This is a genomic window from Psychrobacter sp. DM8, assembly GCF_051307025.1.
Taxonomy (GTDB): Bacteria; Pseudomonadota; Gammaproteobacteria; order Pseudomonadales; family Moraxellaceae; genus Psychrobacter.
Map to the genome: position 1 here is coordinate 2,275,628 of NZ_CP195538.1, position 21,799 is coordinate 2,297,426.

Here is a 21,799-nt window from a genome sequence, read left to right on the forward strand (position 1 = left end):
GTAAAAAGTCTACATCCCCAAAACCCACTCATCATTTACTTGGTACACCTTGAAGCTTCCTTTGTCAGTGCGACTATTACCCGCAACCGTTTGCGTAATATCAGCGGTACACATATAGGTATTGTCGCCCTCAATGGTATCGCAATTGACATTTTCTACGCTCTCAAGGGTTGGCATCATGCCTGCCATCATGCCGCTCATTGCCCTTGCCATCTCATCATTGCCAGCACCCGCCATCGCATTATCCATCATGCTGCCCGCCTGCTCATACTGTGCTTCAATAAGATTTTCTACATCACTCTCAGAGGGTCCACTTGAGCAAGCAGCAAGTAGTGGAGTTAATAAAAGCATGGCAACTATGTTTCTGATATTTATATTTTTAACATTTGTATTTTTGACATTTTTCATGATGGTCTCGCTTTTTTATCTTCGATAATTAAGTATACCTAACGATGAGTAAAAACCAAACATAATTTCTTAGATTTAAAGCTAACCTCTCTAAACTTTGTCACTGTAAAAGCTATTGCAAATAATAACAATTATCGTTACTATATGTGCTATTAAATCGTCATTCTTATTCATGACAAGTAAATTGTCAGAAGATTTAGGAATAGTTATATGTACGTATGTATCTGCAATAGCGTTAAAGAAAAGCAAATTCAGGCGGCAATCAGCTCTGGTATCGATACACTTGATGGTCTCAAAGAGACGCTAGATGTCGCTACTCGCTGCGGCTGCTGCGAGCCTATGGTCAATGATTATCTTGATGAGCATCACGCCAAGCATGACGTTCTTGCTTATGCTGTTTAGCTTTTAGTTAGTACATGAATAGTTAGCCTATAAACCTACCTCTCCACTATCGAGCACGCTTAGCCTAGTCTATTATCTTTATGATGCTTATCCTGCACTAGAGTTTATGCATGCTATTTTCTATTTTTATTCTACTGCAAATGTCTGTTACTATTACTATCAAGTACAATTACTATCAAGATCCAGTCTGCTATCCTTGACTTAGGTCTGCTGTACACGCCCTACTAATCAAATTTTTAGTGAGTATATATTATGAAAGGTAGTCAAAAAGTTATCGATTATTTAAACTTTTTATTGGGCGGTGAGCTGGCCGCTCGTGACCAGTATTTTATTCACTCTGAGATGTATGCTGAGTGGCACTACGGCAAATTGTATGACCGTATTCATCACGAAATGGAAGATGAGACCTTGCATGCGCAGGCGATCATTCGCCGTATTTTGATGCTAGGCGGCATCCCTAAAATGAGCGTTAATGAGATTCAAGTCGGCACTGCAGTTCCTGAGATGCTACAGCTTGATCTGGATCTTGAATATGCAGTACAAAAAGATCTCAAAGCAGGCATTGCGCTATGTGAAGAAGAGAAAGATTACGTCACTCGCGATATCTTGACCCAGCAGCTCAAAGACACTGAAGAAGATCATGCTCATTGGCTTGAGCAGCAGCTGCGTCTTATTGATATGATAAGTCTGCCTAACTACTTGCAGAGCCAAATGGCTGAAGTATCGCCAGATTTAGTATCACACTAAAGGAGAGAATCATGAGAGGCGACAAAGAAGTCATTCAAGTGCTCAATAAAGTGCTTGGTCAGTCTTTAATAGCGATTAATCAGTATTTTTTGCATGCGCGTATGGCAAGGCATTGGGGACTAGAGGTTCTAAACGATCATTTGTACAAGCAGTCTATCGCTGAGATGAAGTGGTCGGATGATCTGATTGCCCGTATCTTTTTGCTCGGTGGGCTTCCTAATCTACAACAACTAGGCAAAGTCTATATCGGTGAAGACGTCCCTGAAATTATCAGTTGCAACTTGCGTTTAGAGCGACAAAAATTCGACATTATTACTGATGCGATTACATTGTGTGAGACGCATCAAGACTATGTATCACGTCATTTATTGCTTACTCTTAAGGATGGTAATGAGGAGTATGACGACTGGCTTGATACACAAGAGGATTTGATTAAATCGGTAGGTGTAGAGAACTATATTCAAGCACAGATGCATGATGATTCTGAGTAATACAAGCGTGCTGATTTAACCCCAGTTGTCTTTAGACCAAAGCCAGTTTACTTAATAAGCTATGCCCGTACTAAAATCTATGACAGACAGCACAATCTTGATACTGTTATGATGCTTTAAATAATAAGAGTTGCGAGATGATTGTGTGGCAGATCTACCTGTACATCCTACCTATTGGGCTTGGCATTATGACATTGGCGGCAAGCTTACTGTGCTTGTTTGCCTACCTTATGTCTGATGACAATGCCACGCGGCGGCCTGCCTTTAACTGGTTTAAGCGCTTACTTATTGTCGCCTTTGTATTACTAAGCGCTGGGCTGTTTATGACCTTTGGGCACTTTTGGGGACAGTAAAGATAACCCTATCTGCTCACCAATTTTTCTAATTCTAATAGCTCTAAATCTTGCCGTTTAGGCTCGCCATTATTACCATCATCTGGGAACGGCATACTATTGCCATTCAACTGATAGCCGCGTCGCTGATAATATGCCAACAGCTCAGGACGATGACTCAAGATTGACATGGTCAGACGGCTTGGCTGATCGCTCCTTTGCTCATGACTAGATAGTAAATGCCGCGTCGCAAAAGTCTCGGCGGCTTCTAAGATGACATGACCCACGCCGCACCCTTGTAATTCTGGATGAACGGCAAACATGCCAATATAGGCTTTGTTGTTGACATCACTATCTGATTTTACATCAACTGCAATGCAGCCTAGTAGCTCGCCTGTCTCTTCGCTATCGCGCTCGCCCATCGTCGTTTTGGGATATACAAAAAAGTAGTGTTTTGGATCGTTGATGATGTGGATAAGCTCGCTTTGGGTAATGCGTATGCCGCCGACGAGAGATGCTTCATTCGTCCAGCCTTGGGTGCTTCGGTAGCACAGGTTGAGTAATTGCTCAATGGCACCAACATCGTCGGCCGTTGCTTGACGAAGAAACACCTTTTCTTTGTTTTTGATAGTAGTCATCATTGTATTCTCAAGATTTAAAAAGCGCTTTGTATAACAAAAATATGCTATTTAATATATAAAAAGGCTGACCTAAATCAATAGATCAGCCTTTATAGTAACAAAACTCTGCCAATGCTAGCGCGATAAAACCTTTGCTTGCTCAATAATATCGAACCCTGCATTGATCTGCGCGCGCGTTGGCGCATGACCACGGCGCAAGAGTTCAGAGAAGGCAATCAGCTCTTTGTCACGTCCTAAGGAGCTTGCAGCGCTGGCACGCGTATTCTCCCCTTCGTCATCGAAATAATACTCGATGTAGTCTAGCGTATCAGGCGAGCCGAACAAGATATTATGATCGGGCGTCGCCGCATGTCCGCTATAGCGCAAACTATTGCCATACTGCGCCGTCCAAAAGAACGGAATACGCTCCTCTAGTGAGTTAACGTTGTCTTCATTTAAAATAGCAGCGGCAGTTACGATGCCGTGTTGCAGTGCTACGCGCCAATGCTCAATACGCATCCGCCCCATCTGATTGGTGGCTTTGGCAATATCACCGAGCGCATAAACGCCATCACGCAACTGCAAGTGATCATCGACCTGTACGCCGTCTGGATCGTTAACCTCATTGAGCAATTCGGTACGTGGCGCGACGCCAGTGCCTAAGATGACAACGTCAGCATCGATACTACTACCATCTGACAATGTAACGCCACTAACTTTGCCGTCGCCATTGATTTGATCGACGCCTGCGCCAAAGGCAAATTTGATACCTTTTTCTTCATGAAGTTTAACAAGGGCATTACTCACCGTTTCTGAGACGATATTTGCCATGACGCGTGCGCCGCGAGCAACGACAGTGATAGACTTTGTCTCGCCTACCTGCGCCAATGCAGAAGCAGCCTCCATACCGATAAAGCCTGTACCGACGATGACAACGTTTTTGTTGTCGGTAGCACCTTTGATTGCCTTGGCATCATCCATACTGCGCAGTGTATAGACGCCGTCTAAATCAGCGCCTTTAAAGGGTGGTATTTTAGGTTCAGCGCCTGTTGCAACGACTAAGAAATCTGCGGTTTGTTGCTCGCTATCGCCATTCTCGTTTGTCACAACGATAGTGCATTCATTAGGGAGCACTTCGCTCACCGTTTGCTTTAGGCGCAGATCGATATTGTTTTTGCTGGCCCATTCTGCGCCGCCCAGCATCAAATATTTCTCATCCATCTTGCCTGCCAAAAACGCTTTTGATAGTAGAGGACGATTATAGGGCGCTTTGTCGTCTTTACTAATGATAGTAATTTTGCCGCCGTAGCCAGTATGACGCAGCTGATTGGCAGTCATAAAGCCGGCTCCGCCGCCGCCAACAATGATCGTATGAGTGTCAGTTAATTTGTCATTCTCTACGCGTTTGTCCATCTTTGCTGCGGTATTGATAGTGAGGCTATCGCCCTCATCGGTCAGTTCATACTGAGTCAAGCCGCGCATAGCCACAGGCTCAAGCAGCGTCCCATCACGGCTATCAAAGCTACCATGATGCCATGGACAGATAACGCGATCACCGCAGCGCATACCCTCGCCCAAATCTGCACCCGCATGCGGACATTTACCATCAAAGGCGCTAAACTCATTATCATCACGAGTGATTAAAATGATACTATCATCGTCTTGTTTATAGGACTTCATGCCACCATTTGGAATATCGGCTTTGTCGATGGTAACGGTGTTAATCATAGCGTTGCTCATAAGTTATCCTTAACGGTTGTTATTCAAAAAATAATGCTTGCGTCTACAGCTTTTAGGTCATATCAAATTAAAACACGGCACATCAAAACGTGATTAAATAGTATTGATTCATCGATAGTAGCAAGACCCATGTCCACACGCTGTTTATTTGTGCGTTTACTGCGTTGCAAAACGTAACTTTTGACTATTCACACAAACGTTCCCAAAGCACTAAGCTAGAAGATAAAAGCTAAAAGCGTCAGCCTATGATCGTTCAGATATAGTTAGAAATAGTAACCTTTACATTTTTATACTTAAATCACTTCTCTAAAAGATCCTTTTTATGATCACAAATACTCATAATTTATTTGATATTGATTTTACAAAAGCGACGGATACTGCCAGCCTACCGCAGCCTACCGTACCTCCTATAAGACAAGCGACCTATAAGTCCTACAACACAGACTTTGTCGTCAATGAGATATTAGATGTTGACTTCACAGGAGAGGGTGAGCACTTGTGGCTACATATACAAAAGTCAGGGGTAAATACCGCGTATCTGGCAAAACTGCTATCAGAATGGGCAGATATTCCACTGCGCGATGTCGGATATTCAGGTCTCAAGGACCGTCATGCACTGACGACGCAGTGGTTTAGTTTGCGTATACCTGTGCGGCAAATGCCAGGGTCCAAGTTTGCACCTGTAGATATTCGCGATGAAGAATCAATCACTATCCTCGCCCAGCATTGGCATAACAAAAAGCTTAATCGCGGGACGCACAGGGCCAATCAATTTATCATTACCTTGCGAGATATTACTTTGCAAGATATTGAATTGAAGGATGACGATAAGTCGTCTGTAGAACAGCATCTAGCGACTATTAGCAAAAGCGGTGTGCCTAATTATTTTGGTCCACAGCGTTTTGGCTGGCAAGGCAACAATATTAAAGAAGCCTTAGCACTGTTTGCGCGCTCCATACCAGAGCATCGAGCTACGCCCAAAAAGAGCAAACGTAAACGTGCACCGCGCGAGCAAAACTCGATGGAGTTGTCAGCGGCGCGTAGTTTAATTTTCAATGAGATATTGGCTGCAAGAGTGCGTGATGGCAGTTGGAATACGGGACTAGATGGCGAGGTATTTAACCTCGATGGCTCAGGTTCGATATTTGCTAGCGATAGCCTAGAAGATACATTACGCGAGCGCCTTGCCAGCGCCGACATTCATCCAACGGGCGTCTTGTGGGGCACATCTAACGATAAGGTCAGCGGGTTAGCCGCCCAGCTTGAAGCTGATGTCATAGAGAATAATCTATTATTAACACAGCTAGCAAAAGGTTTAGAGCTGCGAGGCATCAAAGCGCAGCGGCGAGCATTGCGATTACCGATTGAAGCGATGCATTGGGAGTGGCAAGAGCAGCAAGATAGTAGTGAGCAGACATTAGTGCTCAGCTTTACTTTGACGACAGGTAGTTTTGCCACTAGCGTGCTGGCAAGTGTCGTTCAGAACTTACAAATGGCGTGAATAAGGCTTTTTTACTGCCTGATACTATTTGCAGTAACGCTTTTTGGTAATAGCGCCTTGCACCAGTAACTCGTTGGCGCTAACCACTTGATTACGGCCTAGATGCTTGGCTTTATACAAAGCTTTATCCGCTATACTGATAAAGTATTGGCAGATATCATTCGGTAATGAAACAGCATCTGTATGGGCTACAGACGTTATTTTGTATGCCGTTAGCTCCTCGTAGTCAACGCTATAAACCCCAAAGCTTGCTGTGACATTTAGACACTCTACTGTATCCACACTCTCTACAGCCTCTAAATTATCACTAAGGGCGATAGGATGCTGAGCGATATCTTGTCTTAATTGCTCGGCGATACTCATGGCTTTATTATGTGCTGTGTTAGGCAATACGACCAAAAACTCTTCGCCGCCATGGCGGCTAACGATAGCGTCTTTGCCTGCTACATCTAATTTGGGCTTTGACAGTATAGCCGATACTTTTTGCAGTACTCTATCGCCTGCATCATGACCTTGCTCATCATTAATGTCTTTAAAATTATCAAGATCGAGTAAGATAATGCTAAAGCTTTGTCCGCGAGACATTTTGCTTAATGCTTGTTGCATCATCTCAAGACCATGACGGCGACTCTTTAAATGCGTCAAATCGTCTTGATTGGCCTGTTTTAGGCTCTCATCTTTACTGGCGTATAAAACAAGCAGCAACACTCTAAACACCGCAACGATAAAAATCGCTTTTGGCAGCGCCAAATACATATGCGTTGAGCGCCAAAAAAACGCTGAAGAGCGCTGAATCTCTCTAACGCTATCCCATCTTAGATCATTGTTTTTGAAGTTTGAGGCAGCGATAGCATTCTCTATCGTCATCACCTCATTATAAGTCAGTTGATGATATACCTCAGGCGGCAGTGAAGTCACAACCAACTGGCTCAAATTAGGTAAAGCAATACCAAAATATGGCAAAGAGACGGCAAACAATATCAAAAAGGTTTGCGCCAAAAAAGCACGCCAAATGTAGCGCTGTTCAATCAGCATCATACCAAGCATAGCGCCGCCAACCAGAGATACTCCAGCAAGCAGACTGCTATAGCCCATGATGACGATAGCGATGGCAATGTAGACTGTGTATATAGTGACCAGAATAATTTGCCACAGATGCAGGCGCTGATCTGAGGTTTTGATGCGCGCAACATGACCGACTATCCAGTACGAGAACAGTCCTATGACAGTCGTCCATATCCAGACTGGATAGAGCAGATCCATGTTGACATATAGACCATAAGTGTCTCGTTTGAACCATACAAACAAGCACCATAGCCAATGCAATGCGACCTCGATGACTATAAATAACGCAAACAGCGATGCCCTATCAGCAGCTTGCCACTCAAAAATAATCTGAGTAAGTTTTTTATAGCCCAACTGGTCTATAGATACCGGCATAAATAAGTAGCCAAATGGTTTACGCTTATGTTACGCAATTATATACACGTGTTAAGACTAATAGCGCTTTACTTTGTTACAAGGTTATTCTCGCCTCTAAAACTTCTCGCCTCCAAAATACAGACACCTACTAAACTGTATTTGCTAACACCTAAATTTATAATAGTATAAGTTTTTAATCGTGGTTCTCGCTATTAGCGAAAGCTTTGCCAAACGCCCCGCTGATCTGCATTTAGAGTAGGAATATCACCCAACTTGCGCCACGGCATATTGCTGCCATGAAAGTCGCTACCGGTTGACACCCCTAGATTGTGCTCTGTAATACTGCGATCAACCATACGCCGAGTGCTCAGCGGTTCACTATCAGCAGGTAGCTCGCAGGCATCACCGCCAAGTGCGGCAAACTCCTCAATAAGTTTGCGCACCCGCGTCGCTGAGAGCTGATAACGGGTAGGATGAGCAAGTACTGCTTTGCCGCCGCAAGCATGAATGAGCGCGATACCATCCGCCATACTCAGTGCGTCAAGAGCCACGTAAGCGGGCTTATTATCAGCTAAATACTTATCGAATGCCTTTTGTACAGTTTTGACCTCACCGCGCTCAAACAATACTTGACCGATATGAGCGCGTCCAACCGCTTGAGGGTTATCGCCCGCTTTAGCCAACACTTCTTGCCATAATTCATCAAACTCAATATCGAGTAGCGTGCTCAGCTTTTCGGTGATGCGCTGACCGCGAGTCGCTCGGCTGTCTTGCAGCTGCTGCAAAGTGGCATGCATCTGCGCGCGATCGGTAAAATCAAGGCCCACCACATGGATGATTTTATTAGTAGATTTGTTCTTGCCGTAGCCACCACTCAAGGTGTGCTCGCAGCTGATCTCAACCCCATTAATAAGCTGCATGTCATAAGTATTAGCCGCAGCGCGCGCCTCATCGATACCTGCTAGCGTATCGTGATCGGTCAATGCCAAAACATCGACACCAGCGACATGTGCGCGGCGAACGACTTCAGCAGGTGCAAAGGTGCCATCAGAGCAGGTACTGTGACAGTGCAAATCGATTTTCATAGGTACAGCCTTATTCATGCGTTGATTGCTTTTTTTTAGCCCAGTAGACGTGTAAACTATCTCCTACGTTTTGATGGACACTATCCTAGCTATGAAAGCTCTATTAGATTTTATTCCCCTGATTGCCTTTTTTATCGTTGCCCGCAATCAAGGTATCTTGGCCGCAGCAGGTGCTCTGCTTATAGCGACTCTCGTCGTTTACGTCATTCACTTTGCCCGTCAAAAAGGCAAACTTGATAAGCAGCAATGGGTAGTTCTGTTATTGACCATTGTCTTTTGCGGTGTCACCTTATTGCTGCGTGATGACATCTACTTACGCTGGAAATCACCGATTATAAACGGGGTGTTTGCCTTTGCCTTGCTCGTAAGCGTAGCTATTAACAAGCCTTTGATGCGCCTGGCAATGAAAGAGGTCTTTACGCTTACTATGAGCGGCTGGAAAAAGCTCACTATCGCTTGGGCGCTGTTTTTTGTGCTTATGGGCGTGCTGCATTATATCACGGCCTTTACCATGTCGAACGAAGCTTGGATCAACTTTAAGACTTACGGCTGGATTCCTATTATGCTCGTTTTCGTCATTGCTCAGTTTGTAGTGCTAAAAAACCATGTCAATCCAGCACTGACGGACAAAACTGCCAAATAGATTTAAAACTTTACTTTTCTTGTATTATACACTCGCTATTTTACTCTTAATTAAGGAGCCACCATGGCCTTATTTGCTATCATCGGTCATGACGTTGCAGGTAGCCAAGCGCAACGCCTAATCACTCGCGCAGAACACGTCGAGCGCCTGCAAGCCTTAGATCGTGAGCAGCGCTTAATCATCGCAGGTCCTACCCCTATCGAGCATGGTAGCGACGCTATGTCAGGCAGCCTGATTATCGCGGATTTTGATACGCTCAAAGACGCGCAAACTTGGGTAGATGCCGAGCCTTACCTGCGTGATGGTGTGTATAGTCATGTAGACGTCAGACCTTTTATTCATACCTTGCCTGCCAACAAGGCAGCACAATCGTGAATCGATTGAAACATTATAAGTACGGTCTAATGAGCATCATGCTATTGGCGACAATGCCAGTGCAAGCGGCTTCAACACTAACTCCTAGTGCTGAGCCTACGCCTTTAACAACGACTCAAATGACAATGACTGAGCCCAGTACCGCTCAAGCTGATCCAGACTTAGCTTTGTCCATTGATAATACCCTAGCGGCGCAAATGCAACCCTCCAATCAAGCATTATCGGATGCCAATCAAGAGCTATTAGGGCGCAATGCCAAGCTGCAACGCCAAGTTAATGACTTACAAACGCAGGTTAACGTCTTGGTCTATGAGAGTAAAGGTCAGCTGTTTTTATACGGTGCATTTACAGTACTCATCAGCTTACTGGTCGGTATTTTTATCTCTTGGCTGGTTTTTGTACGCCGCGAGCGCTGGTAACCTGCTTTTATTGCCTTATTTGATGTGATCTTTTATGTCTAATCCTGTTGCGCCAATTGGGCATCTTGACCCTACAAAAGCTACGAGCTATGCCAATATCATCAAGCCTGCGCAGATTGACTGGCAAAAGGACGATACAGGTAACCTAGTGCCCGTATCAGGTGAATTTGGTGACGTTTATTACTCACAGGCTAATGGCTTAGCAGAATCTCGCTACGTGTTCTTGGAGGGCAATCATGTATCTGAGCGCTTGGCAAATCTAGCCGCTTATCAAACCTTTAGTGTCGCTGAATTGGGTTTTGGCACTGGCCTCAATGTCCTAGCTCTCTGGCACTTATGGCGCAAGCTTCGAGCAACGCATGCGCATTTAAGTAATGCGCGCTTACATATTATCACTACTGAAAAGCATCCTATACCTATCGAGGATTTGACCGAGATACTGGGCATTTGGTGCCAGCGTGCGCCAGAACTACGAGCGATGGTAGTAGAGTTGTTGGCAGCCTATCCTATCCTTATTGCAGGCTGTCATCGCCTTAACTTTAGCGCTGATAATCTAACGCTCGATATCTGGCTGGGTGATGCTGCCGATAGCTTAGCTAAACTTGCAACTGATCACTCTAATTGTCAATCTACTCAAAAGAGCACGCCCATTGATGCTTGGTTTTTAGATGGTTTTGCGCCCTCTTGCAATGAGTCCTTGTGGGCAGAGTCGGTATTTGCACAGATTGCCCGCTTATCTGATATCGGTACGACAGCAGCGACTTATAGCTGCGCAGGCGTAGTAAAACGTGGCCTACAGAGCAGCGGCTTTATACTCAAAAAGATAAAAGGTTTTGGCCCAAAGAAAGAGATGCTCACTGCTGAGGTTAAAAAAGACGCTGAGCTGTCTAACGATGCTTTCATTAAAACAAAACAAGTCAACGAAAAATCCAAACCTAGCCATACCCTTATCATTGGTGCTGGTGTATCTGGGTTAACGGTCGCTTGGTCACTAGCCAATCGCGGTACGCGGGTCACACTCGTGGATAAAAACGCACCGCTTGCAGGCGCATCTGGCAATCCGCGCGCCCTACTCGCGCCTAAAATGACACCCATTCATCACGCCGACGAGCATCTGCATACTATCGGTTATCTCTATAGTAGCCGCCTGTATCGCGCCCTTAATGAGTTAGCTGCCAAAAATAATAGCGCAGCGGTGCTTGAACCGACAGGCGCGCTTGATTTACTTCTAAAAGCCAATATCGATGTCGCGCAAATTGCTGATTATCCTGATACGATGGCGACCACCCTACCCGATGAGCAAGCGCGTCAACTTAGTCATTTAACCATGCAGGACTTATCCGATAATCTATATTTGCCGCAATCAGGCTTAGTTAATCCGCAAGCCCTAAAAGACGTCATTATGTCTCATCCATTGATTCGCTATCAGCAATTAGACGTTAATGAGATTAATGAAAATAACGAGCAAGTTTATGTGAGTGGTCATAGGGATGGCGAGCAGATCACCCTTCAAGCCGACAATGTGGTCATCTGCGCCGCCTTTGAGAGCCATGCTTTAGATACTCGTATTTTTGATTGTCGCAAGATTCGTGGTCAGCTGTCATGGTTCATACCCAGTACCGAGCAGCTTGCTAAACTGCCAAAGATACCGCTCAAGTATAGCGGCTACTGTACGCTCTTTACTGCTCAGGCAGGGGATGCGCATATTAATAATGTTGTAGAAGGTCAACCGTATTTATTACTTGGCGCAAGTTTTGTGCGTAATGATATCGCAACCGATATTCGGGCGGGCGAGCACCAAATTAGCCGTGATAAACTGATCAAAGCCATTCCTGAGATGAATGAGGTGATACCGGCCGATACTAGCAAGTGGCAAGCGCGCGCAGGCGTTCGCACGCAAACACCCGATTATCATCCGATTGTAGGTCAACTACCTGATAGCACGCGCTTATGGACGCTCACAGCGATGGGCGCAAAAGGGTATGCTTTTGCACCGATATGTGCTGAAGCCTTGGCTGATATGATGTTAGGTGATTTTATGCCTTTATCAAGTGCATTGCTTGCCAAGCTTGCACCCAATCGTATACGCTTGCAAACGCCTTTGGATGAATAAGGATAGACCATGGCTTATCTGCAAACCACTATAACGCTACCAGCCTACGCACGCGGTATCCATATTATTACCGCCCATATCGAACACGCGATCAATAAGCTGCTACCTGATAAAGCAAACGCAGGCTTTGTGCATCTATTCTTGCAGCACACCTCAGCGAGCCTTGCTATCAATGAGAATGCTGACCCTGATGTCCGACTAGATACCGAAGACTGGCTCAATACTATTGCTCCTGCCAATCAGTCCGAATATAGACATACCTTAGAGGGATCTGATGATCTACCCGCGCATTTTAAGAGTATGATGCTTGGCGTCAGCCTTATGATACCTTTGGTCAACGGCGCGCTAGGATTAGGCATGTGGCAAGGTATTTATCTGTGCGAGCATAGAGATCATGGAGGCAAGCGTAAAATAATCATAACAATAAGCGCTTAATGTTTAATAGCTGTCTTTACTTAACCATAAATTTTGCTCGAATATATAAACACTACTCATTACTATCAACCAAGCTGATTGTCCTATGAAAAAACTCCTAAAACCTGTGCGCTACGGCTTACTTTTTGTATTAGCGATTAGCCTCACTCTAAGCGCTTGTCAAAAAGAACCTGAACCTGAGACTCCAATCGAGGTTGAGACGCAAAGCATGCCCGCTACTGCCGATATGAATACTAAGCAGCCAATAGAGAATGTAGAGGAGCCAAAAGTAGACGAGCGTGAGATAAATTTGGACGCGCTCGATGATATTGATGAACTAGATCAAGAAGCAGACTTACAAAATGTTGCCCCAAATCCAGAACAAGCTGTAAAGGGCACGCAAATCACTGATGTTAAATACCGTAGTGACGCCGGTGACACGCTCTCTGTCATCTTTGAGACCTCAGCTAGTGGAGTGCTCAATGCTATAGTTACCCTGCCTAACCGACCAAAAATGACCTTGAGTGCGCCTGAAGGTCAAGGCAATAATCCCACCTATCGCTCCCGTGACGGCAGTATCGAGCTTATCAGTCATGGCGGCGGTAGTAGTATAGATGTGATACAAAATGGCAAAGTGACTAATTATAACGCCACTAGCGCTGAGGCAGAGGTCGTCACTGAATGACGACGACCTAGCCGCCAAACATTCCTATTAGCCATCTAATAGCCGTCCATAGACCAAGCACAACAAAGGCAATGACCAGCACCCCCAAGATGTCAGGAATATGCAAGTATAGCCAAGCGATAACAGGATTACGCCAAAAGCGGCTTTGCTGCTGCTTATCCTCCAAGCTTTGATGCAAAAACGGTCTATCGATATGCATGGTGTCGGTGATGCCATACTCATCTTGGATATGCTGATGGACAATCCCCAATGTCTTACGGCTTGGGCGCAAAAACACATCGATCACAGTGCCTACACCCGGAATAATACCGACGACCATGTCAGCCAGCGCCATCTGTACCGCAGGTGTCATTTTGCTTGCAGGGACGCCCAGTTGACGCCCTAATATAAACGCGTAGCTGGTGAGTGCCAGCCCCGCCAAATCTCCTGCTATCGGAATCGTTGAGAGTGCCGCATCCGCGCCTAACCCCTGTTTGGTAAAGGGTACACGCACCAGAGAGTCCATAGTATTGGCAAATTTTGCTAATTTGCGCTCAGTGTCAATCACTTGCTCGCGCGTCAGTCCTTGCTCAGCCAGTCTTAACTGAAACTCAGTCTGCACTTCATTGAGTGGTGGTTTTTTGCTAGTAAAGCGTTTAAGAGAGCTGGGTAATTTAGCCATTAAAGGTAGTCCATATACAAGATAAAGCGACTAAGGCAAAGACGTAACGTCCGACCCAAATATTAGCTAGGAATGCTTGAAAGCAGGCAGCAGGCTTGCGAGTGGCGCAGACGCTGTTTTGCTTGGCAAACATCATCGCCACTAAGGCCAGGCCAAATACAGGCACGATACTCAAACTGGTTGGCGCAAAATAGTGCCACAATACTGCGCCCATAATCACTAAAAACAAAGTCTGTAGTATTGAAATGATAAGCACATCAAAGCGACCAAACAGTATGGCTGTCGATTTGACACCAATCTTTAGATCATCCTCTCGATCCGCCATAGCGTACTGAGTATCATAAGCGATTGTCCAGCACATGTAGGCGATGAATAGTAGCCAGCACCAGATATCAGGCGCGCCTTGCACGGCGACATAAGCCATGGGTATCGCCCAGCCAAAGGCGGCAGCCAAAAACACTTGCGGCAAATGGGTGTAGCGCTTCATAAACGGATAGATAAAGGCCAGAACGACTGCGCCCAATGACCAATAAAATACGGTTATAGGTAAAAACAATAGCAAACTGGCGCTCAGTACAACTAAGACCAAAAACGCCGCTATTGCCTCGCGTCCGCTTAGACGACCGTCAGCTAGTGGGCGACCTTTAGTACGCGTTACGTGTCCATCTACTTTGCGATCGGCAAAATCATTAATGGCGCAGCCTGCCGCTCGCATCAAAATCGCGCCTAGTGCAAAGAGCACAAACACCTTTAAACTCGGTAGACCTGCTGTTGCGCCATCCACTTGCTGGGCTTGACCCATAGCCGCGAGCATCACGCCCCAAAGGGTGGGCCACAAGAGTAGCTCTATACCGACAGGCTTATCAAAGCGCGTCAGTTGCATATAAGCATAGAGCTTATCTTTAAGTGTGAGATGAAGATAGTTTGCCATTAATTACTCGTCTTAGAACCTTTATGCTTGGTTATGACCTTCTGTATTTTTTATTTTTGTGCTTATTAATTTTAAAACCTTTGATGTATAGATAGCTTTGATTTATGGTTCAATTTGCTTCCATAACTTCATGGCTTCAGCTAGCGTTAGTCCAGGGTATTTTGTGCGTAGCGCCTTAATGGCAGCTCTTTTATTTCCAGCTGCTGCTTGATTGCGTAAATAGGTCAACTGCTCTTGTGGATCGCTCAGCGCTCTTAGGTGCGCCTCAAGTTGCAAGATTCGCGTGCGAAGTATGATATTGACCAATAATAAGGCTGCACCTGCCGCCCAAATGACTATCGTTAGCATCCTATGCTCCTAGACTATTTATTACTCATTTAAATATTAGGCAAAGTAGCCATCAAAGCGCAGCGCAGTATTTTGCCAGCTTTCATCGGCTTGTCGCTGGGCAAATACTGGCGCGTATTGTGGACGCTTAACGATGACGCGGCCACCCTGCTCGTTATGCCCAGCGATAAAATCCTCAGCGCTTTGCAACAACTGCACCTCCTCAATCAAGGTTGGCGGATAAGCTAATTGATGCAGCACTTGCATGTGCTTACCAACCTTTGCTCCCTTACCTGTTTTACTATCTTGATGGCTGTCCTCTGGGAACATCGGGTCTAAATACACCATATCGACGATACTATCATCAAGTGTCGATGCACTTTGTTTGTCAGCAAAATAACTCCGTGCATCGATGTTGATGATGTGCAAACGCGTCATCAGCTTTTGCCAGTTTGGTTGTGCGCTCATACGGCGCTGTTCTGCCAATAGTAATAATGCCATCATCGGCTGCTGCTCAAGCATAATGACTCGTGCGCCTGTACTGGCAAGTATCAGACTGTCATGACCAAAACCTGCGGTGGCATCAATGACTATACTATCTGCTGTGATTTTAGCCGCTTGCAAAAGCAGCTCTGACTTGCGTCCTGCGCTGACCACACGCCGCTGTAATTTGTCCCACTCTGGCGCCACACTCAAGCCATCAGCAATCAATGATAATTTATCCTTGTCATCTAACCATAAAACAGGATCATCGTGCAAAGCGCTCAACTGCTGCTTAATTTTTTGATTGACTTTACCAATCGTCTGCTCAACGCTCAGTTGCAATGATAACTGATGCTTATCAAGCAGATTTTGCAGTGCATCGATTTGCGGTTTTTGCCTATCAGTAGCGTAGTATAAGTGACATATAGGCTGTGCTGACATGACTCACTCTCGTATAATTAAAAGGCCAAAATGCTGTTAGAAGGCTAGCCCGCAAACTGATAACCAAAGACCCAAGCGGCGACTAATACGACTATTCCTGTGATAATGCGCAGCCAGGCAAAGATTTTAAAGTCGCGGCGACTGACCCAAGCCACTAGCCAGCGGATACAAAGCAGCGCGACGATAAAGGAGACGATAGTGCCCACTCCCAATACGAGCCAATCCTCCTGACTGGTCAATACCTCATGGTGCTTGAGCAAATCGAGCAAGCCTGCGCCTACGATCACAGGAATACCCAAAAAGAAAGAAAACTCCGCTGAGGCTTTGCGCGACACGCCAAGCCACAAGGCACCGATAATGGTAGCGCCAGAGCGTGACGTGCCTGGTATCAGCGCCAAGCATTGCAGCAGTCCAATCTTGAGCGCCGTAGCCACACGCACGTCTTCCGCTTCACTGGCGATAATCGTTTGCGGACGATTTTCGACGTAGAATATCAACAAACCACCGATGATAAGCATAATCGCTACGGTAATAGGATTGAACAAATAGGCTTTTATCTCATCAGCAAAGGTAAAGCCGACGATCATCACAGGAATAGTGGCGACAATAAGGCTAAGCCCCAGCTGCCTTGGGTTAGTCATCGTATCTGATTGACCCGTTATCAGCCCCATAAGAGCGCCCCACAAGCGGCCCCAGTAGTCATAAATGACCGCCAAAATAGCACCGAGCTGTACGACAACGACGAACAAATCGACTTTATCTTTGGTCCAAAAGTTCATGACATCTGCGGACAAAATCAAGTAGCCGGTGCTAGAGATGGGTAAAAACTCAGTGATACCTTCGACGATACCCATGACAACGGCTTGAATTAATAAAATGATATCCACGGCAATCTTCCTAAAAGCAGCGCTGAGCTAAACTGAGCTGGTATGGGTTGTTAAATAGTGATTAAGCGAGCTTGTAACCTTAAAAATAAACGACTCTAGGCTTTGCCTTGCTCTTTGAGAGTCTTCCAAGCTTGATTGCGTAGATATTTAGGTAAGGCATGCGCAGCATCCGTACCGCCTGTTTCCCTAAACTGCGCTAGCCCCACCCGCCCGATGACAGTAGCGTCTGGTACAACGGACTCATAGATTCGCTGACCATCACGCAGGGTTAATAGTCCAGCGCCGTTACCCGCGATAGCAAAATTTAGCTCAGTCTGCGTGTCATAATCTAAAAGTTGCTCAGTTTCTGTAGAGACTGGCTGCATGATGTCGTCTACTAATGAGTATTGTCCAAAATAAACTTGCTGCATACGCGCATCAAGAGCGCTATAGACTGACTCGATACCATATTCTTGGTAGGCAGCTTGCGCGATCACTTGCAAGCTAGATACCCCAACGCAAGGCAAATCATGCGCCACCGACAGCGCTTGCACCACAGCGGTATTAATACGGATACCGCTAAAAGCACCTGGCCCGCGATTAAACATCAAGGCTTGAATGTCAGCAAGTTTAAGCTGATTAGCTTGCAAAGCGGCGTCTATCATCGGTAGTATCTGCCGAGTTTGCTCACGCTTACCTTTTTCAGTCTGGCTAAAGATAACTTCACCATTGCGGCCCAATATCGCAATTGAGCACTGATCAAATACCGTATCTATCGCTAAAAACATAAGACCTCAGCTTTGGCTAGGAGCACCTAAAAATAGCGCCTATGATAACATTTAGTGTGCATACTATTTGCAAATTTGTTCTGGCGAATGTCCAAAAGCAATACTCATAAAAAGCCCCAAAACTGACATGAGTTTGGGGCTTATCAAAATGATATTTTCTTATCAACTAAAAGCGTTTTTTAAAGTCTTTTGGCGCTTGGTTTTGCATCTCTGCCAACTGCTTTTGCATATCTTCTGCGCTTGGCATATTGTTGGGATCGAGTCCCATTTGTTTAGCGAGCTGCGCCTGATTGACGTCTTTCATACCTCCTGCGCCCTGACCCTTAGCTTGACCACCACCGAATAACGGGCCACCGCCACCGCCGCCGCCAGCACCACCCATCAAGCCTTGCATGGATTTCATCATTTTACTAATGCCCTCAGGCTTTGAGATCATTTTCATCATCTTTGCCATCTGCTTGTGCTGTTTGAGCAAACGATTGATATCTTGAATCTCTCTTCCTGAGCCTGCGGCGATACGGCGTTTGCGGCTTGGGTTAATCTTGTCAGGGTTTTTGCGCTCGTACGGGGTCATCGAATTAATTAGTGCCTCCATCTCCCGTACCTTTTCTTCAGGCTTGGCGTCTTCAACCGCCTTTTGCATATCAGAGCCGCCCATACCTGGCATCTTATCTAAAAATCCTGCCATGCCGCCCATACTTTTCATTTGCTGGAATTGAGTCAGTAAATCCTCTAGATCAAAGTCGCCGCCTTTTTGCATTTTCTTAGCCATTTTTTCGGCTTTGTCGCGATCAATCTTTTGCTCAACTTCTTCAACTAGACTTAAGACATCACCCATACCGAGTATGCGCTGGGCAATACGCTCTGGATGGAATAATTCAAGGGCATCGAGCTGCTCACCGCGGCCCAAGAACTTAATAGGTTTACCCGTAATCGCGCGTACGGATAACGCTGCACCGCCACGCGCATCGCCGTCAGTCTTGGTTAGGATAACACCTGTCAGAGGCAGCGCATCATTAAAGGCTTTGGCGGTATTGGCGGCATCTTGACCCGTCATCGCATCGACCACGAACAGCGTCTCTTGAGGATTGACCGCCGCAGTAAGCGCTTTGATCTCATCCATCATCATCTCATCAATAGCTAAGCGACCCGCCGTATCAATGATTAAGATGTCTTGATACTGAATCTTTGCCTCTTCGATGGCGCGGCGAGCGATATCAATGGGGTTCTCATCCGTCGTTGAATTGACAAACTTAGCACTTACTTGTCCGGCGACTTGCTCAAGCTGTTTGATGGCAGCGGGGCGATAGACGTCAGCCGATACCAGCATGACTTTTTTCTTTTGACGCTCCTGCAAGTATTTAGCCAGTTTACCCGCAGTCGTCGTTTTACCCGCACCTTGCAGGCCCGCTAGTATATAAACGACAGGCGGCTTACCCGTCATCTCAAGCGCTTGGTTAGCGCTGCCCATCATTTCGGTCAACTCATCATGGACAATCTTGACAAAAGCCTGCCCTGGGGCTAACTCTTTGAGCACTTCTGCGCCCAATGCCTGTTCTTTGACGCGTTTAACAAAATCACGGGCGACTGGTAGCGCGACATCTGCTTCTAGCAGTGCCATGCGCACTTCACGTAGCGTGTCTTTTATATTGTCTTCAGTCAGCTGACCGGTACCGACGATATTACGTAAACTCGATGAGAGGCGTTCGGTTAAGGTATCAAACATATATAATTCTCGATTGGGAGTTAATTTTTATTTGGTATTCAATTTTTTATCTAACTAAGTGCTCAATACTTAATACTCAATGATATTGTCATGATAAGACTTAGGGAGTCATTCATTTAATGAAGATGATTCTCAATTGGCTTTCATTTTATGATAAATTGAACGATTATTCTAATCATATCATTTTAGCGCTTACTTGGCAGTGATTCTATTTTACGCTATGTTTTTTAAAGCATTTATACCACCTTAGCAGCCTGTCGCGGCGTTAGGTTTAGCTTTGTTTAGATAGCGATTAAGTTCCTGTCATACTACTGCTATTGATACTTATGAGGCACCATCTGTGTTACTTGCGTTTTTGATAGCTAGCATGGCTTATCTTGTAGTCAGTATATATATCGGCTGGTCACTCACGACCAATAAGCCTATTCATAAAAGCGTTACTCTAGGCTTGCTGCTCATTGGTATGCTGTCGCATATGCTGCTGCTCTACCCTGATATCGTCACCTTATACGGATTAAATTTTAATCTGTTTAATACGATAAGCTTAATCGCTCTATTGTTCCTACTTTTCTATACGCTATTTTCTTTGTATCGACCTATTATTAGTCTTGGGATTTTGGCCGCGCCTATTGCCCTTATCGGTGTCACGATCGGCTACTTTGGACGTGCGCCTTATCGTCCCCTGACAGATATCGGTATCGGACTAGAAGCACATATTATACTCTCCTTTGCCGCTTACTGCGTGCTGTTCATGGCAGCGGTACAAGCGCTATTTTTGCGATTACAAAACCGTGAGCTTAAGCATCAGACCATTCATCGCTTTTGGGTCAATAAGCTGCCGTCATTACAAACAATGGAAGGTCTGTTGTTCGATATGATCTTGGTCGGCTTTGTACTGCTCAGTTTCGCACTAGGCATCGGCTTTATTTATGTCGAGGACCTGATGGCGCAGCATATCGCGCACAAAACCGTTTTTAGCGTACTATCTTGGCTGTTATTTGGCGGGTTACTGATTGGACATTGGCGCGCAGGCTGGCGCGGCAAACGCGCGGCTAATATCACGATATCAGCCTTTGTATTACTAGCGATAGGGTTTGTAGGCAGCAAATTTGTATTAGAGCTGGTGTTATAGATCAAGATTAGCGCTTAGCACACTCGCTATACTGAGCGCTATTTCTTATTTATCATGCAAACCGCTGTCAGTTAAACACCACCGTCTTGTTGCCCGTAACGATAACGCGGTTTTGTACATGCCAGTTGACCGCGCGCGCCAGTACATTACGCTCGACATCACGGCCAATCGCTCGCAACTCCTTGACGCCTTGTCTATGGGTGACGCGGTGTACATCTTGCTCGATGATTGGCCCTTGATCCAATTCTGCTGTGACATAATGCGCCGTTGCGCCGATGAGCTTGACCCCTTTATCAAAGGCTTGTCTGTAAGGGTCTGCGCCAACGAAAGCTGGCAAGAACGAATGGTGAATATTGATCACTTGCATCGGCCAGCGCTCAATAAAGTCTGACGACAATATCTGCATATAGCGCGCTAGTACCAGTAGATCATTACCCGCCATCAGCTTATGAATCTGGGCTTCGGCATCGCTCTTATTATCTTTGGTCACGGGCACATAATAAAAAGGAATACCGAAGTTTTCCACCGCTTGACGCAAATCCTCGTGATTGCTAACCACTGTGGTAATCTGACAATCAAGCAAACCGCGCTGATGCCGCCACAATAAATCGAGCAGCGCATGATCAAACTTCGAGACCAAAATACCCACCTTCGTCTTAATCGCATTGTCATGTAACCGCCACGTCATCTCATAGCGCTTGGCAACGGTATGAGCAAAGCTTGCCTCAAAATTATCGATAATCTCGCTGAGACCTGCTAAGGCAAACTCCAAACGCATAAAGTACTGTCCGCCTTCATGTGCGGTTGAATATTGATCAAGCGCAATAATATTACCGCTATAGCGATGAATAAACTCTGATACGGCTTGAACGATACCCGCTTGATCGCGGCATTTGATTAGGAGGGTTGCGGTGTCTGACATAAGGTATCCAATTTAAAGATTAAATCTATAATAAGTTAAGATTGTCTGAGATATAGCCGGTCGGCTATTTTATTGTGTTTTAGCAATTGAGTTGGTGATTAATTTTTTATGAGAGTAAAAATCAA

25 protein-coding genes are annotated in these 21,799 nt (G+C 45.6%); 12 read left to right on the forward strand and 13 right to left on the reverse strand.

The window, feature by feature from the left end; all coding sequences use genetic code 11:
* Positions 1–9: 9 nt before the first annotated feature.
* Positions 10–351, reverse strand: coding sequence for a hypothetical protein (locus ACR64J_RS09695; RefSeq protein ID WP_435949496.1), 342 nt, complete (start codon positions 349–351; stop codon positions 10–12).
* Between the two features lie 267 nt (positions 352–618).
* Between ACR64J_RS09695 and ACR64J_RS09700 the strand changes: the two genes are divergently transcribed.
* From ACR64J_RS09700 to ACR64J_RS09715, 4 genes are all read left to right on the forward strand, one after another.
* Positions 619–810, forward strand: a complete 192-nt coding sequence (locus tag ACR64J_RS09700) for a (2Fe-2S)-binding protein (RefSeq protein WP_435949497.1) — start codon at positions 619–621, stop codon at positions 808–810.
* A 252-nt stretch (positions 811–1,062) separates the two neighbouring features.
* A complete protein-coding gene (gene bfr, locus ACR64J_RS09705; RefSeq protein ID WP_317199056.1) occupies positions 1,063–1,557 on the forward strand; it encodes a bacterioferritin in 495 nt (164 codons plus the stop codon).
* An 11-nt stretch (positions 1,558–1,568) separates the two neighbouring features.
* Positions 1,569–2,048 carry a bacterioferritin gene (bfr, locus tag ACR64J_RS09710; protein WP_317199057.1) on the forward strand — a complete coding sequence of 160 codons (480 nt, stop codon included), beginning with the start codon at positions 1,569–1,571 and terminating at the stop codon, positions 2,046–2,048.
* A 137-nt stretch (positions 2,049–2,185) separates the two neighbouring features.
* On the forward strand, positions 2,186–2,401 hold the full coding sequence (locus ACR64J_RS09715; RefSeq protein WP_435949498.1) for a hypothetical protein: 216 nt from the start codon (positions 2,186–2,188) through the stop codon (positions 2,399–2,401).
* Positions 2,402–2,409: 8 nt separating this feature from the next.
* Here the strand turns inward: ACR64J_RS09715 and ACR64J_RS09720 are convergent, their stop codons facing one another.
* Both ACR64J_RS09720 and ACR64J_RS09725 read right to left on the reverse strand, forming a co-directional pair.
* Entirely contained in the window at positions 2,410–3,021 is a 612-nt protein-coding gene (locus ACR64J_RS09720; RefSeq protein ID WP_435949499.1) for a GNAT family N-acetyltransferase, read from the reverse strand.
* 114 nt (positions 3,022–3,135) lie between these two features.
* On the reverse strand, positions 3,136–4,740 hold the full coding sequence (locus ACR64J_RS09725) for an FAD-dependent oxidoreductase (protein WP_435949500.1): 1,605 nt from the start codon (positions 4,738–4,740) through the stop codon (positions 3,136–3,138).
* Positions 4,741–5,062: 322 nt separating this feature from the next.
* Between ACR64J_RS09725 and truD the strand changes: the two genes are divergently transcribed.
* Positions 5,063–6,241: a tRNA pseudouridine(13) synthase TruD gene (gene truD / locus ACR64J_RS09730; protein WP_435949501.1), complete on the forward strand. Its 1,179-nt coding sequence runs from the start codon at positions 5,063–5,065 to the stop codon at positions 6,239–6,241.
* 24 nt (positions 6,242–6,265) lie between these two features.
* Here the strand turns inward: truD and ACR64J_RS09735 are convergent, their stop codons facing one another.
* Entirely contained in the window at positions 6,266–7,681 is a 1,416-nt protein-coding gene (locus ACR64J_RS09735; RefSeq protein ID WP_435949502.1) for a GGDEF domain-containing protein, read from the reverse strand.
* Between the two features lie 194 nt (positions 7,682–7,875).
* Complete coding sequence (locus ACR64J_RS09740; RefSeq protein WP_435949503.1) at positions 7,876–8,748, reverse strand: PHP domain-containing protein; 873 nt, start codon at positions 8,746–8,748, stop codon at positions 7,876–7,878.
* Positions 8,749–8,839: 91 nt separating this feature from the next.
* Between ACR64J_RS09740 and ispZ the strand changes: the two genes are divergently transcribed.
* The 6 genes from ispZ (at position 8,840) to ACR64J_RS09770 (ending at position 13,397) form a co-directional block, all read left to right on the forward strand.
* A complete protein-coding gene (gene ispZ, locus ACR64J_RS09745) occupies positions 8,840–9,391 on the forward strand; it encodes a septation protein IspZ (protein ID WP_317199064.1) in 552 nt (183 codons plus the stop codon).
* A gap of 63 nt (positions 9,392–9,454) precedes the next feature.
* On the forward strand, positions 9,455–9,766 hold the full coding sequence (locus ACR64J_RS09750; protein ID WP_435949504.1) for a YciI family protein: 312 nt from the start codon (positions 9,455–9,457) through the stop codon (positions 9,764–9,766).
* Positions 9,763–10,185 (forward strand): hypothetical protein, encoded by a 423-nt coding sequence (locus ACR64J_RS09755; RefSeq protein WP_435949505.1) that lies wholly within the window; start codon positions 9,763–9,765, stop codon positions 10,183–10,185. Before ACR64J_RS09750 ends, ACR64J_RS09755 begins: the two co-directional genes overlap by 4 nt.
* Positions 10,186–10,219: 34 nt before the next feature.
* Entirely contained in the window at positions 10,220–12,298 is a 2,079-nt protein-coding gene (mnmC, locus tag ACR64J_RS09760) for an FAD-dependent 5-carboxymethylaminomethyl-2-thiouridine(34) oxidoreductase MnmC (protein WP_435949506.1), read from the forward strand.
* Positions 12,299–12,307: 9 nt separating this feature from the next.
* The gene (locus tag ACR64J_RS09765) at positions 12,308–12,733 is read left to right on the forward strand and encodes a secondary thiamine-phosphate synthase enzyme YjbQ (protein ID WP_435949507.1); all 426 of its coding nucleotides are present in this window, start codon (positions 12,308–12,310) and stop codon (positions 12,731–12,733) included.
* Positions 12,734–12,818: 85 nt separating this feature from the next.
* Positions 12,819–13,397: a hypothetical protein gene (locus ACR64J_RS09770; protein ID WP_435949508.1), complete on the forward strand. Its 579-nt coding sequence runs from the start codon at positions 12,819–12,821 to the stop codon at positions 13,395–13,397.
* 7 nt (positions 13,398–13,404) lie between these two features.
* Here ACR64J_RS09770 and ACR64J_RS09775 read toward each other — a convergent pair whose 3' ends face one another.
* From ACR64J_RS09775 to ffh, 7 genes are all read right to left on the reverse strand, one after another.
* Positions 13,405–14,058, reverse strand: coding sequence for a DUF4112 domain-containing protein (locus ACR64J_RS09775; protein ID WP_317199070.1), 654 nt, complete (start codon positions 14,056–14,058; stop codon positions 13,405–13,407).
* Positions 14,051–14,989 (reverse strand): 4-hydroxybenzoate octaprenyltransferase, encoded by a 939-nt coding sequence (ubiA, locus tag ACR64J_RS09780; protein ID WP_435949509.1) that lies wholly within the window; start codon positions 14,987–14,989, stop codon positions 14,051–14,053. Before ubiA ends, ACR64J_RS09775 begins: the two co-directional genes overlap by 8 nt.
* 102 nt (positions 14,990–15,091) lie before the next feature.
* Positions 15,092–15,337, reverse strand: a complete 246-nt coding sequence (locus ACR64J_RS09785; RefSeq protein ID WP_317199072.1) for a hypothetical protein — start codon at positions 15,335–15,337, stop codon at positions 15,092–15,094.
* 36 nt (positions 15,338–15,373) lie between these two features.
* Positions 15,374–16,240: a class I SAM-dependent methyltransferase gene (locus ACR64J_RS09790; RefSeq protein ID WP_317199073.1), complete on the reverse strand. Its 867-nt coding sequence runs from the start codon at positions 16,238–16,240 to the stop codon at positions 15,374–15,376.
* A gap of 44 nt (positions 16,241–16,284) precedes the next feature.
* Positions 16,285–17,127 carry an undecaprenyl-diphosphate phosphatase gene (locus ACR64J_RS09795; RefSeq protein ID WP_435949510.1) on the reverse strand — a complete coding sequence of 281 codons (843 nt, stop codon included), beginning with the start codon at positions 17,125–17,127 and terminating at the stop codon, positions 16,285–16,287.
* A 95-nt stretch (positions 17,128–17,222) separates the two neighbouring features.
* Entirely contained in the window at positions 17,223–17,894 is a 672-nt protein-coding gene (tsaB, locus tag ACR64J_RS09800) for a tRNA (adenosine(37)-N6)-threonylcarbamoyltransferase complex dimerization subunit type 1 TsaB (RefSeq protein ID WP_435949511.1), read from the reverse strand.
* A 166-nt stretch (positions 17,895–18,060) separates the two neighbouring features.
* Positions 18,061–19,620 carry a signal recognition particle protein gene (gene ffh, locus ACR64J_RS09805; protein WP_435949512.1) on the reverse strand — a complete coding sequence of 520 codons (1,560 nt, stop codon included), beginning with the start codon at positions 19,618–19,620 and terminating at the stop codon, positions 18,061–18,063.
* A gap of 340 nt (positions 19,621–19,960) precedes the next feature.
* Between ffh and ACR64J_RS09810 the strand changes: the two genes are divergently transcribed.
* Positions 19,961–20,752, forward strand: coding sequence for a cytochrome C assembly family protein (locus ACR64J_RS09810; protein WP_435949513.1), 792 nt, complete (start codon positions 19,961–19,963; stop codon positions 20,750–20,752).
* 67 nt (positions 20,753–20,819) lie between these two features.
* On the opposite strand, the gene purU is transcribed toward ACR64J_RS09810, so the two are convergent.
* Entirely contained in the window at positions 20,820–21,686 is an 867-nt protein-coding gene (gene purU, locus ACR64J_RS09815; RefSeq protein ID WP_435951065.1) for a formyltetrahydrofolate deformylase, read from the reverse strand.
* Between the last annotated feature and the right edge of the window lie 113 nt (positions 21,687–21,799).

What these genes read in the sequence shown, in the direction of transcription:
- ACR64J_RS09775 (WP_317199070.1), bottom strand. Translation starts at nt 14,058, where the DNA reads ATGGCTAAATTACCCAGCTCTCTTAAACGCTTTACTAGCAAAAAACCA.
- truD (WP_435949501.1), top strand. Translation starts at nt 5,063, where the DNA reads ATGATCACAAATACTCATAATTTATTTGATATTGATTTTACAAAAGCG.
- ACR64J_RS09695 (WP_435949496.1), bottom strand. Translation starts at nt 351, where the DNA reads ATGCTTTTATTAACTCCACTACTTGCTGCTTGCTCAAGTGGACCCTCT.
- bfr (WP_317199057.1), top strand. Translation starts at nt 1,569, where the DNA reads ATGAGAGGCGACAAAGAAGTCATTCAAGTGCTCAATAAAGTGCTTGGT.
- ubiA (WP_435949509.1), bottom strand. Translation starts at nt 14,989, where the DNA reads ATGGCAAACTATCTTCATCTCACACTTAAAGATAAGCTCTATGCTTAT.
- ACR64J_RS09720 (WP_435949499.1), bottom strand. Translation starts at nt 3,021, where the DNA reads ATGATGACTACTATCAAAAACAAAGAAAAGGTGTTTCTTCGTCAAGCA.
- ispZ (WP_317199064.1), top strand. Translation starts at nt 8,840, where the DNA reads ATGAAAGCTCTATTAGATTTTATTCCCCTGATTGCCTTTTTTATCGTT.
- ACR64J_RS09765 (WP_435949507.1), top strand. Translation starts at nt 12,308, where the DNA reads ATGGCTTATCTGCAAACCACTATAACGCTACCAGCCTACGCACGCGGT.
- ACR64J_RS09785 (WP_317199072.1), bottom strand. Translation starts at nt 15,337, where the DNA reads ATGCTAACGATAGTCATTTGGGCGGCAGGTGCAGCCTTATTATTGGTC.
- ffh (WP_435949512.1), bottom strand. Translation starts at nt 19,620, where the DNA reads ATGTTTGATACCTTAACCGAACGCCTCTCATCGAGTTTACGTAATATC.
- tsaB (WP_435949511.1), bottom strand. Translation starts at nt 17,894, where the DNA reads ATGTTTTTAGCGATAGATACGGTATTTGATCAGTGCTCAATTGCGATA.
- ACR64J_RS09735 (WP_435949502.1), bottom strand. Translation starts at nt 7,681, where the DNA reads ATGCCGGTATCTATAGACCAGTTGGGCTATAAAAAACTTACTCAGATT.
- ACR64J_RS09750 (WP_435949504.1), top strand. Translation starts at nt 9,455, where the DNA reads ATGGCCTTATTTGCTATCATCGGTCATGACGTTGCAGGTAGCCAAGCG.
- ACR64J_RS09725 (WP_435949500.1), bottom strand. Translation starts at nt 4,740, where the DNA reads ATGAGCAACGCTATGATTAACACCGTTACCATCGACAAAGCCGATATT.
- bfr (WP_317199056.1), top strand. Translation starts at nt 1,063, where the DNA reads ATGAAAGGTAGTCAAAAAGTTATCGATTATTTAAACTTTTTATTGGGC.
- ACR64J_RS09770 (WP_435949508.1), top strand. Translation starts at nt 12,819, where the DNA reads ATGAAAAAACTCCTAAAACCTGTGCGCTACGGCTTACTTTTTGTATTA.
- mnmC (WP_435949506.1), top strand. Translation starts at nt 10,220, where the DNA reads ATGTCTAATCCTGTTGCGCCAATTGGGCATCTTGACCCTACAAAAGCT.
- ACR64J_RS09700 (WP_435949497.1), top strand. Translation starts at nt 619, where the DNA reads ATGTACGTATGTATCTGCAATAGCGTTAAAGAAAAGCAAATTCAGGCG.
- ACR64J_RS09740 (WP_435949503.1), bottom strand. Translation starts at nt 8,748, where the DNA reads ATGAAAATCGATTTGCACTGTCACAGTACCTGCTCTGATGGCACCTTT.
- ACR64J_RS09790 (WP_317199073.1), bottom strand. Translation starts at nt 16,240, where the DNA reads ATGTCAGCACAGCCTATATGTCACTTATACTACGCTACTGATAGGCAA.
- ACR64J_RS09715 (WP_435949498.1), top strand. Translation starts at nt 2,186, where the DNA reads ATGATTGTGTGGCAGATCTACCTGTACATCCTACCTATTGGGCTTGGC.